Origin of the sequence: Campylobacter cuniculorum DSM 23162 = LMG 24588 (assembly GCF_002104335.1) — a bacterium.
In the GTDB taxonomy this organism is placed as follows: domain Bacteria; phylum Campylobacterota; class Campylobacteria; order Campylobacterales; family Campylobacteraceae; genus Campylobacter_D; species Campylobacter_D cuniculorum.
This window is the reverse complement of the sequence record NZ_CP020867.1, coordinates 1,833,824-1,849,019: the sequence shown is the minus strand read 5'-3', so window position 1 is coordinate 1,849,019 and position 15,196 is coordinate 1,833,824. Positions and strand designations below refer to the sequence as shown.

Sequence of the window (15,196 nt, the reverse complement as noted above, 5' to 3'; positions counted from 1 at the left end):
TTAAAAAAGGACAAAGTTTTATAGGGTTTTTCATATTATAAGGTGATAATACTTAAAGAGCAAATTAAAAATCTATAAAAATTCTATAATTCACTTAAAAATTTAAAGCAAAAAATAAATAATATAAAGCTTACAATCCATAAATAAAGAAAAATATTATAGATTTAAACCTTTTATAAAAAATCTAAATCTTAGCTTTCAGAAAAGTTTCTAAGATTTTAATTTTAAAAATTCTTTAAATCTGTCATAAATTTGCTGATTTCTCTGCTCTATATCTCCTTTATCCCATTTGTTCTTTTTCCTAGTCCCTAAATCTTTCACTTCTTTGAAATATTTAGCGACATTTTTGTAGTTATCTTGCTTTTTGGCAAAGAAATGGTCACTGCACTTAATGTTTGATTTTCTATCTAACAAGATTTTATTGCCAATTTGCTCTTATGCACTTCTTATCTGATTCAAATTGCATTTACATCTCTTTTTTTATTTTTTAGGATTATATCTGATTCAGTTTTAATTTCAAATAAACATCATATTTATTATAAAGTTTCTTATTTGAAAAAGTTTTATTGTATTTGGTTATTTTTTAGTTTTTATTTTATTCTAAAAAGTAAAATCTAGAATATTATTTTCTATTTGTTAAAAAAATATTTGTTTTCATTTACAATCCAAACCAACGAAATTCTTACTCACCAGTGCCTAGAAAATGTCCCATTATATCGCTTGTAGCACGTTCAGCCTCAAGTAAATTCTCCTACAAATCCTTTAAATTCTCTCTCCTCCAAGCATAATCTCTTTGATAATTTGGAATGCTAAAAATCTCATTATTAAAGACTTCTTACTTTCTTTTGCATAAAAATAAAACATTATACAAAAAAAAGAAATCAAGTCAAAATACCTTCAAACAAAGCATTCTAAAATATAAATCGCATTTAAAATACAGACAAATAAGAAAAAATTTTAATTTATTTTGGCACAATTATACTTTAGATTATTTTAGGATTATCAATGCAACTTGAACAATTCTTATTAACACTCAAACAAAACTCAAATTTTCGCTCCCTTAATCCTCTTAAACACGAGGGAAATTTTGTATTTAAAAAGGGACGCAAACTCCTTAATCTTGCAGGAAATGACTATCTAAATCTTGCAAATTCTTATGCTTTAAAAAAAGAATTTTTAAGTGCAATAGACTCAAATAATTTATATTTTTCAAGCTCAAGTTCAAGGAGTTTGAGCGGAAATTTTGAAATTTATGAAAAAATTGAAAATTATCTTAAGACTCAATTCGTTGAAAAAGAGGTGTTGCATTTTAACAGCGGCTATGCCCTAAACACTTCTTGCATTGCAACTTTAGCAGAAATTGGCAAGGTTTTATTTTTAGCAGATCAATTAATCCATGCAAGTATGATTGATGGGCTTAGATTGAGTCGGGCTAAGTTTTTTCGCTTTAAACACAATGATATGCAAGAGCTTGAAAAACTTTTAAAAAAATATCATAAAGAATACGAATACATCATCATTTTAAGTGAAGCACTTTTTAGTATGAATGGAGATTTTATAAATATCAAAACTTTAATAGAATTTAAAAAATTATATAAAAATATTTTACTTTATATCGATGAAGCTCATAGTGTAGGTTGTTTTGATTATAGTGGGCTAGGATTTATTAAGGCTTTAAATTTGCAAGATGAGGTGGATTTTTTGATTTTTACTTTTGGAAAAGCCCTCTCTTCAATCGGAGCTTGTATGATTTGCAAAAATGTGTTTAAAGACCTTTTTATCAATAGAGCAAGGGCTTTGATTTATTCCACAGCCTTACCTCCAATCAATGTTGCTTGGAGTTTATTCATCTTTAAAAAGCTTAAAGAATTTCAGCAAAAAAGGCAAAATTTAGCTCAAATCAGCACTTTTTTCTCGCAAAGTTTAAAGCAAGGTGCTTATGAAATTTTAGGACAGGCTCATATCATTTCTTTAATCTTAACTCAAAATCACAAAGCCTTAGAATTTGCAGAAAAACTTGAACAAAATGGCTTTTTTGCTCCAGCAATCAAAGAACCCACAGTACCTAAAAATACAGCCAGAATTCGCTTTTCTTTACATTGTGATTTAAAAGAGAGTGATTTGATAAAAATTTTGGAGCTTTTATGAAGACTTATTTTTTGCATAAAAATGAAAATTCCAAAGAATTGATTTTATTTTTTGGCGGTTTTGCCTCTCATTTTAGCCATTTTAAGCACCTTAGCTCAAAGAAAAATGTTTTAATGTGTTATGATTATGAAGATTTTAATTTAACTTTGAATTTAAATTCTTTTGAAAAAATCACTCTCATAGCTTTTTCTATGGGAGTTTGCGTTGCAAATAAACTTTTAAGAAATGTAAATTTTTATTCAAAGATTAAACTTAAAATTGCAATCAATGGAAGCAATTTAGGTATAGATAAGAAATTAGGAATTCATCCGCGTGTTTTTTTAAAAACTATAAAAAAATTTTCTCTTGAAAATTTCAAAAAAACTTTATTTAAAGAAGAGATTAATTTGGCTAAAGACTTTGTTTTTAAACAAGAAAAAGAATTGAAAAAAGAACTTGAGAATTTATGGAATTTTGCAAATAAAGAGCAAGAATCATTTTTACTTTGGGATAAAATTTATGCGAGTAAAAATGATGAAATTTTCCCCACTTCAGCCCTTGAAAATTCTTTTAAAACACTTGATTTTATCGATGCACCTCATTTCCTTTTCTTTCATTTTAATGCTTGGGATGCGTTTTGAATTTTTTAAAAGCAAAAGAAAGTTATGCAAAAAATGCTTTAATCCAAAATTTTATGGGCAATAAACTCTGTAAAAAACTTAAAAATTTAGGATTGTTGGATTTTGAAAGGGTGTTTGAGTTTGGTTGTGGGCAAGGAGAATTGAGTCAAAAACTTCAAAGAATTTTGCGTTTTAAGCATTATGTGAGTAATGATATGATTGATTATAAGATGAATTTTAAGGTTGAACTTTTTGATATGAATGAGCTTTCAAAGCATTTTTTAAGCACACAAAAATTTGATTTAATCACTTCAAATGCTTGTTTGCAATGGCTTGATTTGGATAGAATTTTACCCACTTTAACGCAAATGCTTAATGACAATGGACTTTGTTTGTTTTCGAGTTTTGCCCAAAGAAATTTTGAACAAATCACTCAAAGCACAGGACATTCTTTAAAATACCTCAATCTCACTCAATATCAAAAAATTTTTGAAAAAGATTTTGAAATTTTAGAGCTTAGCGAAGAGCTCATAACCTTAGAATTTTCAAGTCCTTTAGAGCTTTTTAGACATATGAAATTAAGTGGGGTGAATTCTTTAGGAAGCTTTTTTTTGAGTAAAGAATTTTTGAAAAAATTTGAACAAGAATTTAAAAATTGTTTAACTTATCATCCCGTTTATATAATATGTAAAAAAAATATAAATAAGGTATGAAAAGGGATTTTTTTATGTTATAATAAAATAATTTTATAGAAAAAGGAAAAAAATGAAAAACATCTTTGTATTTTTTGCCATATTATTTTTTTCACTCAATTTACACGCTGAAAAAATCAGTGTCTTTGTCGCTTCAAGTGCCTCCAAAGCGATGAGTGAGGTTAGAGATGAGTTTATAAAAACACATCCTAAAGATGAGATAGAGCTTGTTTTTGGTGCTTCTGGTAAGCATTATCAGCTTTTAAAAGAGGGAAGAGAATTTGATCTTTTCTTTTCAGCCGATGCAAAATATGCAGAACAAATCAGCAAAGATTCAAATGCTATAAGCGAACCAAAGGTTTATGCTTTAGGTGTTGTGGCTCTTTATGCCTTAGAAGATAAATTTTTAGAAAATGGGATAGAAGGCTTGGCTGAAAAATCAGAGCAGATTAAGCATTTAAGTATTGCAAATCCTAAAGTGGCTCCTTATGGTGAGGCTGCTGAAGAAGTGCTTCATAATCTTAAAATTTATGATATTTTCAAAGATAAAATCGTCTTAGGCGACAATATCTCTCAACCTGTACTTCATGTTGATAGTGCGGCAGCTGAAGTGGGCATAGTGGCTTATTCTTTAGTTTCTGCTGTGAATAAGCCTAAAGGCAAGGCTGTGATTATCGATGATAAACTTTTTAAGCCTTTAGAACAATCCTTTGTCATCACAAAATACGCAAAAGGCAAGGAACTTGCTAAAGAATTTGCAGATTTTGTTGTTTCAGAAGAGGGCAAAAAAATCATCAAAAAATATGGATTTAACACGCCTTGAATGTCTTAAGAGGAGAGGTAATCACGCTTTTAGATGAAGGCGATATTGTGATTGTAAAAATTCGCATTAAAACGCAAATTTTTAGCGTTTTAATGCTAGGAATTTCTTCTTTGTCTGATTTGAGAATCGGCAATGAAGTGGATTTGCTTTTTAAAGAACATGAACTAGGATTTATGGTTTTAAATTCCAAAACCAGCGTAGAAAATACTTTCTTAGCACACATTACACATCTTAAAAAAGGCAAACTTTTATGGGACGTGGAATTTGATTTTGAGGGTTTAAAACTTCATTCTATCATCACAGCACAAAGGGGCGAAGAATTAGGACTTTTACACAAACAATCTTGGCTTTGTTTTGTTAAAGCTAATGACATTATTTTAAGGACTTAGATGTTTGATTATGATTTTTTACAAACCTTGTGGTTGAGTTTTAAACTCGCTTTTCTTACGACCTTTTTGCTTTTTTTTGTTGGAATTTTTATCGCTTATATGTTTGCTTTTGTGAATTTTCCTTTAAAAGCTATTTTTCAAGTGATTGTTGCTATGCCTTTGGTTTTACCGCCGAGTGTTTTGGGATTTTACCTGCTTATAGCTTTTTCACAAAATTCAATCATCGGTGCGTTTTTAAAAGAATATTTTAATCTCTCTTTAGTTTTTACCTTTGAAGGACTTGTCTTTGCTTCTATGATTTTTTCTTTACCTTTTATGGTTAATCCTTTACAAAGTGCCTTTTCTTCTCTCAATCCAAATTTAATCCACGTTTCTTACACGCTTGGAAAAGGTAAAATAGAAACACTTTTTAGAATCATTTTACCAAATTGCAAAGCAGGAATTTTTTCAGCTTGTGTGATGGCTTTTGCCCATACAATCGGTGAATTTGGAGTTGTGATGATGATAGGCGGACATAAAAAAGGCGAAACCTTAGTTGCAAGTATAGCCATTTATGATGAACTTGAAGCTTTAAACTATACCTTAGCGCATCAATACGCGTTTGCATTATTTGCTTTAAGCTTCATTTTGCTTTTAAGCCTTTATTTTGTCAATAAAAAATTCAACAATTAAGATAAAAAATGATAAAAATTGACATAAAACATTCTATGAATTCAGCACAAGGGCGGATAAAACTTGAATGTCAAACCATGTTTGATGAGGGAAAAATAAATGCTATTTTTGGTGAAAGCGGAGCGGGTAAGACGACCTTGCTTAAGATTATTGCGGGGCTTATTAGACCTGAATTTGGACGCATTGAGGTCGGAGATAAAGTGTGGTTGGACACTCAAAAGGGCATCAATCTTTGCGCTCAAAAGAGAAAAATCGGCTTTATGTTTCAAGATTATGCTCTTTTTCCAAACATGACAGTTAAAGAAAATATTTCTTACGCTTCACATTCAAAGAAAAAAACAGAAGAGCTTTTAGAGCTTATGGATTTAAAGAACTTATCCAAAATTTACCCTAAAGAGCTTTCAGGCGGACAAGCACAAAGAGTGGCTTTGGCAAGAGCCTTAGCAAGAGAGCCCGAATTTTTGCTTTTAGATGAGCCTTTGAGTGCGGTTGATTTTAAGATGAGAGCTTATTTGCAAGATGAACTTGCTCAAATTTTAAATCATTTTAAACCCACAACCTTGCTTGTCAGTCATGATTTGGCTGAAATTTATAAGCTTAGCCATAAAATTTTAGAGCTTAAAGGGGGTCAAATCATAAAAAATGTCCCTAAAAATGAGTTTTTTACTCAATCAAATATCAGTGCGAAATTGCGTTTGAGTGCTGTTTTACTTGAGATTAAAAGAAGCGATATTATGGTCATTTTCACCCTGCTTTTAAATGAAAATCTCATAAAAATCACCCTAAGCGAAGAAGAATTTTTAAAATACCACAAAGAAGTTAAAATCGGCGATACACTCTTGCTTTCTATCAAGGCTTTTAATCCCTTAATCATTAACGAAAAAATACTATAATTTTCATTTTATCAACTTTTCATTAAGGAGCTTGAATGTTTCATTTAAGAAAATGGGGGGGGTATCTTGCTCTAAGCCTTGCCACTTTTTTAGCTTTTATTGCGACGGGATTTATTTTTTCTCTTGTCAATGATTTTTACTCTCCACGTCTTTCCTTTCAGTTTTTAGCCGCTTTTATCCCTGCAAGTTTGATTTTACCCTTAGTTAAGCCACGTTTTTTAAGCCTTTGTTTATTTGTTTTGTTTTTATTGATGGAGCTCATACAATTTAGTCATATTTTTTATTTCAAAACGCCTTTAAATGTCTATTCTTTGCATTTAATGTGGGGAGAATTTAAAGAAATTGCTTTGGCGAGTCAGGGGGTTTTGCCTTGGGGATTATTTCATGTCTTTGTGCTTTTGTGTGTCTATGGAACTTTGATTTTTCTCTATCTTAAAATTCAAAGCAAAACAAGCTTCATTGCTACGATTTTACTCATTTTATTGCTAAGCATTTTGCCCTATAAAGCCCTTTTTAAAAGTCCGCATATAAGAAATTTTGTTCCCAGAAACGATGATATAAGTTTGTTGAATGATTTGAAGGTCTTCACTGCGTATTTTTTAATCTATCTTAAAACAAAAAACAAAGACATCCCAAAATATTTGCCCTATGAACTCTCATATGAAAAAGTTTCACCAAGAAATATTGTTTTGATTTTAGGAGAAAGTGTCAATGCCAATCACATAGCTTTGTTAGGATATGAAAGAAACACCACTCCAAAACTCAAAGAATTAGCTTTAAACGATGAAAATTTCATCGCTAAAAAGGCTTTATCAAGCTCTGTTTTGACAAATGTTAGTTTGCCTATGTTTATGAATATTTCTTACAATCACAATGATATACAACATATTTTAAATGAAAACACGCATCTTTTTAAACTTGCTAAACAAGCGGGATTTAAGACTTATTATATTTCTAATCAAGAAGAATCTCTGCTTTCTTATATGAGTTCAAATTTTATTGATGTTTTATACACGAAAGAAAATTATGCTTTAAAATCTTCAAAAATAGGTGATTTAGTCTTGCTTAAAAAACTTGATGAATTAGCCCCTTTATTTAAAGAGGGTTCGAATTTCATCGTCTTTCATCAAAGAAGTTCCCATGTTCCCTATAAAGACCAATACAAAGGCTACAAACAAGCCGATGTTTTTCCTTTATCGCGTGATTTAAATCAAAATATCATCAATACTTATGATAATTCAATCATTTTTGATGACTATGTTTTATCGCATATCTTTGAAAAATTCAAAACAATGAAAACGCCTACTTATATACTTTTTGTGCCCGATCATGGTGAAACACTAGGAGAATTAGGCGAGAACAATCAAAGCGAATTCCATCATGGATTTTTGAGCAAAAATGTTGCGAATATTCCTATTTTTGCAAGTGCGTATGGGGTGAAAAAGGATGATGAATTCATCAAAGATTTAAGGCAGATTTTTACACCAACGCATTATGAATTAGGTGTAGCACTTGCTAAACTTATGGGTTTTAAAATCATCAATCCAAATTTTAAGCAAGGAATTTTTTATATCAATGGCAATGATTTGGCGGGAAACAATGGCTATATAGAAGTTTTAAAGCAGGGAGAAAAATTAGAATTTAAAACCCATTCGCCTTAAAAAGATTTTCAATTTTTGCTTACAAAAATAATTTTTAACAACCAAAAAGCGATTAAAATTTTCATTCTTTTTTGAATTTTAAGTGAAAAATTTAATGCTCTTTAGGAATCTTGTAAGCTAAGAATTTTTTAATTTGATTTTAAATTATCTCTTAGAGCAATTATCAATTTTTGTTTTTAGTATAATTTTTAATCAAAATTATAAAGGTATAAATGTCTTATAATTTGCTAAAAAATTTTAAAAGAGTGTCAATCCATATTTTTTTGATGAATTTAAAAAGCAAATTCCCATAATATTTTAAGCAAGATGAAGGGTTTTTTTAAGTGCTAAGGAGGCTAAAGTCAAACCAAAACACGCTGTAACACCCATAAAAGAGCCTAAGTCTTTACAATGAGGCGTTTCATCAGAAAACACCACATCAAAATCCCCCTTAAAACCTGATTTTCTAAGTTCATAGCGGAATTTTTTCGCCAAAGCATCCCCGTGAGTTTTAAAAATACTTGCAATTTTAATACGCGTAGAATCAAGCTTCCTTGCCCCGCCCGTTGAAGAGATGAAGATTTGTTTTTTAAAATCAATTTCTTTTGCCAAAGCAACTTTTGCAGGTATATCATCAATGGCATCAATGATTAAATCAAATGCACCTAAATCAAAATTTTTCAAAAATTCCTCATCAATTTTTGAAACTATGCCTTTAGCATTATAAATTCTTTCAAAAACCTTAGCTTTTTCTTCGCCTATATATTCACTATGAATTTGGCGGTTTTGATTTGTGATTTCAAAACTATCCGCATCAATGAGGGTTAAATGTGTAAAACCTGTGCGAAAAAGGGCATCAACGCACATTCCGCCCACTCCACCAAGTCCGCAAACTAAAACCTTTGTTTTTGTGATTTTTTCAAAATTTTTATCTTTAATTAACCATTTGACGCGTGTAAATCTGTCATTCATTGTCTTAATCCTTGAGCCATTTTTTTAAATTTTTCATCTTTTTATAAGCGGTTAAATCAAGCATTATAGGCGTAATTGTCGCATAACCTTGTTTTAAAAGTGCAATATCTGAATCTTTTTCATCTTCAAAATCCAAATTCGAGCTTGCAAGCCAATAATACTCAACTCCTCTAGGATTGACATTTGAATGAGCCTCGTAATTATAAACCCTTTTTCCGGCTTTGCAGATTTTAATGCCTTTAAATTTCGTTTTTACAGAAGGAAAATTGATGTTTAAAAATTCTTTTTTTTCCAAAGGAAAGCCTTGAGCGAAGATCTTTTTAATGATTTCTTTTGTGATTTTTAAAGCTTGTTTAAAATCAAATTCTTTTTCGCTGTTTTTATAAAATTGAGAAAGAGCGAGGGCAGGAATTCCTTGCAAAACCGCTTCCATTGCACCCGCACAAGTGCCAGAATAAGTTATATCCTCGCCCACATTAGCCCCCTTGTTTATCCCGCTAATCACAAGGTCAGGCAAACGATTTTTATAAAGAGCATGTAAAGCCAAATATATGCAATCTGCCGGTGTGCCATCATCAAGTTTATAAAATCTCTTTCCCACGCGTATAAATCTTAAAGGCTTAGTTAAAGTGATAGAATGAGAACAAGCGGATTTTTCATTAGCAGGAGCAACGATAGTGATTTTAGCTTTAAACTCTTTTTTTAGCATTTTGATAAGCTTTTTAAGCCCCTCACTCTCAAAACCATCATCGTTGGTGATTAAAATTTCTTTCATATAACAAATTTCCTTGAAAATTAAAAAGAAATTCTAGCACAATTTTGTAAAAACTCATAAAAGTATAAAGGTAAAATTTCACAGCTTTTCAATTAAAAATTTATAAAAAGCCATTTTATTAAGATAACAATATATTAAATTCTAAGTAAATTTAAAGTAGAATGCTCCAATTTTTGATATGTCAATTTAATATACAAAATGATGTGCTTTGCTAATCCCTTTTAAAGGGCAAAAAATAATTTAAAAGCAAGAACACACAAAGCTATCGCAAGGTAGCGTCAAAATCAAAGCGTCATAAAGGCTTTGCAAGATTTAAATTAAGGCTTTGCAAAAATTTCAACTAAGGCATTGCAAAGTTTAGAATCAAACGCAATGCAAGATTGGTTAAAAGGATACATATGGATTATAAACAGGCATTTTTTTCAAGATTAGAGGATTGTTATTTAGGTGTGAAAGTCAAGGCTTTTCATCAAAAAGAACTTTCAAATGATGAAAATTATCAAAAAAAATTGCAAGAAGCACAAAAACAAGCCCATGCACAAAATGAACTCCAAGCTGCACAAAATGGCTTTTCTAATCTTATGCAAATCAAATACAAATATTTCAATCACATCAAAGATTCTTTAGAACAAGAGATTGACGCACAAAATGACCCATGGGATTGTAGAGACATTTATAATAAACTTTACACTTTCTTTGATTCTTATCTCAATGACACAGGCACACCATTTTTCAAAGACACGCCGATGTATAAAAACATTTATGCTAAAATTTACAGCAATTCCAAAGACACGAATCTTTTTTATAAAACGCAAAATCTTTATTATGTCAAATCCGACACTCTGTATCAAAGCCTTATTTTAGATGATGAAAGCGGGGAATATGAAGTCGTGTTTGATGCAAGTGATTGTCAGCAAAACAAAGACAACACAAAAAACAAAATTTTCTTTAAATTTGAAAATATCAATACACAAAACGATAAAACGCAAATTCTCATTAAAGTGACCAATCAAAAAGATTTGTTTTCACATCTTACTAAGGTCTATAAAGACAATACGAACGAGTTTAGCGATGAATTCAACAAAACTCTCAAAACGTATCACATAAAAATCACAGAAGAGGAACTCAAAAAAATCTTTAGAACCTACAAAAAACAACAAGAAATTGACTTTTTCATCCACAAAGACGCCAAGAGTTTTTTAGAGGAGCAGTTTGATTTGTGGATGTTTGCCTATCTCTATAAAGAAGACAGCTAAACCACATGGGATTTACAAACCATACAGAGATTACAAACCCTACGCAAAATCGCCTTTAAAGTGATAGAGCAAATCGCACATTTTGAAAATGAACTCAAAGCCCTTTGGCTCAAACCTAAATTTGCAAAAAACACGCAATATGTCTTTAGCCTTGATTTGCTTCACTCACGCGATAAAACCTTGCTTGAATCCTTAAGCAAAGATAAAGGCTTTGAAGCTCAAATTGCAGAACGGAAAGAACTCCATTTGCTTTATTATAGAAAATCTCGCAAATTCATTAAAATCCTTGATAAAACAGGGAGTATAAAACTAGATATGAGCGGATGCAGAGAGGATTTTGATATTTTTGTAACCCTTTCAAATCTTATGGGGCTTAAAATCAAACGAATCTTTTTAGAGCAGGGCGTAGAATCTTGCGAATTTGATAATGGTGCATGTGTCTCTCTCAATAACCTTGACTTCCGCAAATTCCCAAAACTTAAAAATTTAATATGGTGGGAGTAGAGATGAACATAAATATAAGAGCAGTCGTAGATGAATTAAAAAATATTAAAGTTGGAAATGTAATATTTGAATTAATAATGAATGCAATGCAGGCGAATGCTACGTATATTGAGCTTAAGATTACAGCTCGTAGCTTATATAACAAAGATGAAATTGAAATTTCCTATATAGATAAAATTGAAGTGATTGATAATGGTGATGGTTTTAATGAATGTAATATTAGGTCTTTTGGGGAATACCGTAGTGATTATAAGAAATCGTTAGGTTGCAAGGGTATTGGGAGGTTTATGTATCTCAAGCTTTTTGGGAATGTCAAGGTTATAAGTAAAAATAAAGAATTTGATTTTACCTATGATAATGGCATGACAGAGCCTAAGGAACGAGATTTTAATAATGAAACAAGAGTGATTTTGTCAAATCCAAAAGATAAACTTTCAATGAATTTTTCTAAAATCAGAGATCAAATTGTAGAACATTTTTTGGCTTATTTCAAAACAGGAAATAAAAATATTCAAATAGCTATTTATAAAAATGATGAAGAATTAGGTAAAATCAAAAGCAATGATATACCTTATTTTAAAAAGAAAGAATTTAAAATTAAAAAATATTCTTTTGTTCTATCATATTTATTTGGAAATAATGAGTTTAAAAATGAAGGATTTTATGTTGCAAATCATAGGGTTGTGGTAAAAAATTCAGATTTAGATCAAGACAGTAAGTATAATTTACCCAAAGAAAAAGATTTAAGAATATTTTATATCTTAGAATCTGATTATTTTGATAAAAATGTTAATGATGAAAGAAATGAATTTCAAATTTACCCTAAACAAAAAAACTCACTTGAGTTTCAAGATTTGAATTGGAATGAAATATACAATGAATTGGAAAATCAACTTAAAGAAATCTATAAAGAACATAATTTTGATATAGAAAATACAATTAGAGAAAATAGAAAAAAATCAATTAAAGAGTTGCCTTATCTTGGGGGATATTTTGAATATAGAAATGAGTTAAATGCAAATGATATGTTAGAAAATGCAAAGAAAGAGTTTAATGAAGATAAAGATTTTTTAAGAGATGATAGCAATAAAGAAAAAGAAGGTTATGGATCAAAATTAACTAAAGTGACTCAAGCAGAATTAGCTGAATATGTATTTGATAGAGATAAATTAATTCAACAATTAAAAAACTTTGTTAAGAAAGGTGGTATAGAGGCCGAAATTCATAATTTGTTTATGCCACAGAAAACATTTGATGATAAACAGAATTATAAAACCAATAATGTTTGGTTGTTTGACGATAGGTTTATGTGTTATGATAAAATTTTTAGTGATATGCAAATCAAAGATATTTTTCCAAAATTACATGGTAAGATAGAAAGACCAGATTTGTTAAGTATTATTTCAAATACTTATGAAAAAGAAAAAATCACTGATATTTTGCTTATAGAATTTAAAAAACCTGAAGACAGTAGAGATTATTTTCCAAAAGCAAATCGTCAAATTTTGGATTATGCTTCTTGTATTAATGAAGCATATCCACAAAAAAACTTAAGAATTTGGGCTTATGGTTTTTTGAAGTTTAGTGATATAATCCTGGAGGATCTTAAAAATGATGATTATAATAGGATATATACAAATGCAAAATTCCCTATTTGCTATAAATATAACAAAGAAAATAATGTGATAGTTAATTTTATGGATTATAATTCTTTAATTTGTGATGCAGAAAATAGAAATCAGTTATTTTTGGATATTTTACGAGGAAAATATTTGTGATGGCTAAAAACTAATCCCTTTTTATATTATAAAAATTAAGCGATAGAACGACTTCCCTTTATTCTAATACAGATGATTTAGTGCTCGATATATTTGTAGTATAGGTACAACCATTTTTAGCTGTAAAAATACTTAATAAAAAATCATTTGGATTTAATACAAATTTGGTTTATCTGGTCATATAATCTAAATTGTTGTTTGAGAATAAAGAATTTTAGGTAAGTGGGAGGATATAAAAAATGCGAGACATTAAAATGAACAATGCCAAAAAAGATAAGTGTTTTACTACACAAATTTAACAAAAATATTTTTGATATGTTATTTTTAGGTGATATGGCGATAACATTATGAATAAAATTAAAGATGTTGATTATATTTTTACGTTTGATTTGACTGCTGATGATAAATTTACTCGTATCTTTTAATGTGGCAGTGATAAATTTAGATTTAATAGATTTTTTAAATTGCTCAAAAATAATTAAAATAAACTTTAAGGCATAATCGCACTTGATAAGATTTATAGAATAGGGCAAGACACTTTATAATGGTGAATTTGTTTTTCTGAGCAATCTAGACTTATACAAATTGACAAAACTTAATTTGATATGGTGGGAGTAAATTAAAAAAAATATGGTAAAATTTTTTATATATGCTTACAAGAGGGTAATTGATGAAAGTTTCTATAAAAAAGATTGGGATGCTCGATGAGGCAGAATTTGAAGTGGGAGATCTAACGCTTATTTGTGGTGAAAACAACACAGGTAAAACTTATGCAACCTATAGTTTATATGGGTATTTGGATTTTATGAGGACTATTCGTAGAAATGTATTGCTAAAGATGAAAGGGAGTGTTTTTGATAGTATGGAACAAGTCAAAAATGAAACTAAACTTTCGTATGAAGAGATAAAAAAAAGGCTGGAAGGATATGTGCAAGAGAAAACAAAGATATATTCTAATCGTATATTATTCCAAACTATGGCAGGGAAGAGAGAGGATTTCTTGGATGCAGAATTTAATGTAAAATTTGAGATTTCTTTAGAAAATATAAAATATGCCGTTCAACGATATTTAGAGGATGACAATTTAAATAGAAGATATAAAAGAACAATACAACATACTATTTATGATGATGGATTAAGTTTTTCTAGTTTAAACAAAGAAAACTTTGATGAGTATCTCGATTATTTTTTTGATGCGATACTCAAGATAATATTTATGAGAAATTTTATTTTAAGCGTTGAAAGAACGGGAGCATCTATATTTCAAGAGGAGTTAGATTTCTATAAAATAGCAAAGTTAGAAACAATGCAAAAAATGCTCAAAGAAGAAAATATTGGATTTTTTGAAATAGAGAAAACATTAGACAGAAAAAAACAACTTTACCCTAAACCCGTAAGAGATAATATTGATTTTATTAGGGAAATAAAATCAATATCAAAACAAGAAAGTATTTTTAGGGAGAATAAAGATGAATATAAAATACTCTTTGAAATTTTAGGCAAGATTGTTGGAGGAAAATATAAAGCAACAGATTCTGGAATCTTGTTTCAACCTAAGGGTTCTAGAAAAGCTTATAATATTGAAATAGCTTCTAGTTCAGTGCGCTCTTTGTTAATATTAAATTATTATATTTTTCATGAAGCTCAAAAAAATGATATCCTAATGATAGATGAGCCTGAACTCAATCTCCATCCTAAAAATCAAATTCTCATTGCAAGATTGCTTGTTTTGCTTGTTAATGCGGGAATTAAGGTGTTTATTACCACGCATAGCGATTATATTGTGCGAGAGCTTAGCAATTGCATTATGTTAAAAAATCTTTCACAAAGTCAAATTCAACGGCTAAAAAAACGAGGATACAGCCAAGAATACGCTTTAGAAGACTCAAAAGTTAAGGCATATTTAGCAGAGAATATTAAGGGTAAAAATACTTTAAAAAAGGTGGATATCAAGAAGGAGCAAGGTATTTTTATAAAAACCTTTGATGAGCCTATAGATTCACAAAATGAGAATCAAGGATTGATTTTTGAAGAGCTTATGCGAAAATAAAAGGA

General features: G+C 29.6%; 15 protein-coding genes. 12 read left to right on the top strand and 3 right to left on the bottom strand.

Annotated elements, in window-relative coordinates:
- Window positions 1-210 precede the first annotated feature (210 nt).
- On the bottom strand, window positions 211-429 hold the full coding sequence (locus CCUN_RS10280; protein ID WP_084483664.1) for a GmrSD restriction endonuclease domain-containing protein: 219 nt from the start codon (window positions 427-429) through the stop codon (window positions 211-213).
- A gap of 576 nt (window positions 430-1,005) precedes the next feature.
- On the opposite strand from CCUN_RS10280, the gene CCUN_RS09160 reads away from it, so the two are divergent.
- Genes CCUN_RS09160 through CCUN_RS09125 form a run of 8 tightly spaced genes read left to right on the top strand, consistent with a single transcriptional unit; the run spans window position 1,006 to window position 7,877 of the window.
- Window positions 1,006-2,148 carry an aminotransferase class I/II-fold pyridoxal phosphate-dependent enzyme gene (locus tag CCUN_RS09160; protein ID WP_027305356.1) on the top strand — a complete coding sequence of 381 codons (1,143 nt, stop codon included), beginning with the start codon at window positions 1,006-1,008 and terminating at the stop codon, window positions 2,146-2,148.
- Window positions 2,145-2,768, top strand: coding sequence for a pimeloyl-ACP methyl esterase BioG family protein (locus CCUN_RS09155; protein WP_027305355.1), 624 nt, complete (start codon window positions 2,145-2,147; stop codon window positions 2,766-2,768). Before CCUN_RS09160 ends, CCUN_RS09155 begins: the two co-directional genes overlap by 4 nt.
- Window positions 2,765-3,460 carry a methyltransferase domain-containing protein gene (locus CCUN_RS09150; RefSeq protein ID WP_027305354.1) on the top strand — a complete coding sequence of 232 codons (696 nt, stop codon included), beginning with the start codon at window positions 2,765-2,767 and terminating at the stop codon, window positions 3,458-3,460. The genes CCUN_RS09155 and CCUN_RS09150 overlap by 4 nt, the downstream gene beginning before the upstream one ends.
- Before the next feature lie 52 nt (window positions 3,461-3,512).
- Entirely contained in the window at window positions 3,513-4,262 is a 750-nt protein-coding gene (modA, locus tag CCUN_RS09145; RefSeq protein ID WP_027305353.1) for a molybdate ABC transporter substrate-binding protein, read from the top strand.
- Complete coding sequence (locus CCUN_RS09140; RefSeq protein WP_027305352.1) at window positions 4,259-4,651, top strand: TOBE domain-containing protein; 393 nt, start codon at window positions 4,259-4,261, stop codon at window positions 4,649-4,651. Before modA ends, CCUN_RS09140 begins: the two co-directional genes overlap by 4 nt.
- Window positions 4,652-5,323, top strand: coding sequence for a molybdate ABC transporter permease subunit (modB, locus tag CCUN_RS09135; RefSeq protein WP_027305351.1), 672 nt, complete (start codon window positions 4,652-4,654; stop codon window positions 5,321-5,323).
- Between the two features lie 8 nt (window positions 5,324-5,331).
- On the top strand, window positions 5,332-6,216 hold the full coding sequence (locus tag CCUN_RS09130; protein WP_027305350.1) for a sulfate/molybdate ABC transporter ATP-binding protein: 885 nt from the start codon (window positions 5,332-5,334) through the stop codon (window positions 6,214-6,216).
- A gap of 35 nt (window positions 6,217-6,251) precedes the next feature.
- Window positions 6,252-7,877, top strand: a complete 1,626-nt coding sequence (locus CCUN_RS09125; protein WP_169712501.1) for a phosphoethanolamine transferase — start codon at window positions 6,252-6,254, stop codon at window positions 7,875-7,877.
- Window positions 7,878-8,174: 297 nt separating this feature from the next.
- Here the strand turns inward: CCUN_RS09125 and CCUN_RS09120 are convergent, their stop codons facing one another.
- Both CCUN_RS09120 and surE read right to left on the bottom strand, forming a co-directional pair.
- A complete protein-coding gene (locus CCUN_RS09120; protein ID WP_027305348.1) occupies window positions 8,175-8,828 on the bottom strand; it encodes a ThiF family adenylyltransferase in 654 nt (217 codons plus the stop codon).
- 4 nt (window positions 8,829-8,832) lie between these two features.
- Window positions 8,833-9,603 carry a 5'/3'-nucleotidase SurE gene (gene surE / locus CCUN_RS09115; RefSeq protein ID WP_027305347.1) on the bottom strand — a complete coding sequence of 257 codons (771 nt, stop codon included), beginning with the start codon at window positions 9,601-9,603 and terminating at the stop codon, window positions 8,833-8,835.
- Window positions 9,604-10,001: 398 nt separating this feature from the next.
- On the opposite strand from surE, the gene CCUN_RS09110 reads away from it, so the two are divergent.
- The 4 genes from CCUN_RS09110 to CCUN_RS09095 all read left to right on the top strand — a co-directional run bounded on the left by CCUN_RS09110 (window position 10,002) and on the right by CCUN_RS09095 (window position 15,191).
- Window positions 10,002-10,859: a hypothetical protein gene (locus CCUN_RS09110; protein ID WP_027305346.1), complete on the top strand. Its 858-nt coding sequence runs from the start codon at window positions 10,002-10,004 to the stop codon at window positions 10,857-10,859.
- 60 nt (window positions 10,860-10,919) lie between these two features.
- Entirely contained in the window at window positions 10,920-11,363 is a 444-nt protein-coding gene (locus CCUN_RS09105) for a hypothetical protein (protein ID WP_027305345.1), read from the top strand.
- A 2-nt stretch (window positions 11,364-11,365) separates the two neighbouring features.
- Entirely contained in the window at window positions 11,366-13,141 is a 1,776-nt protein-coding gene (locus CCUN_RS09100; protein WP_027305344.1) for an ATP-binding protein, read from the top strand.
- 670 nt (window positions 13,142-13,811) lie between these two features.
- Window positions 13,812-15,191: an AAA family ATPase gene (locus tag CCUN_RS09095; protein ID WP_027305343.1), complete on the top strand. Its 1,380-nt coding sequence runs from the start codon at window positions 13,812-13,814 to the stop codon at window positions 15,189-15,191.
- Window positions 15,192-15,196 lie beyond the last annotated feature (5 nt).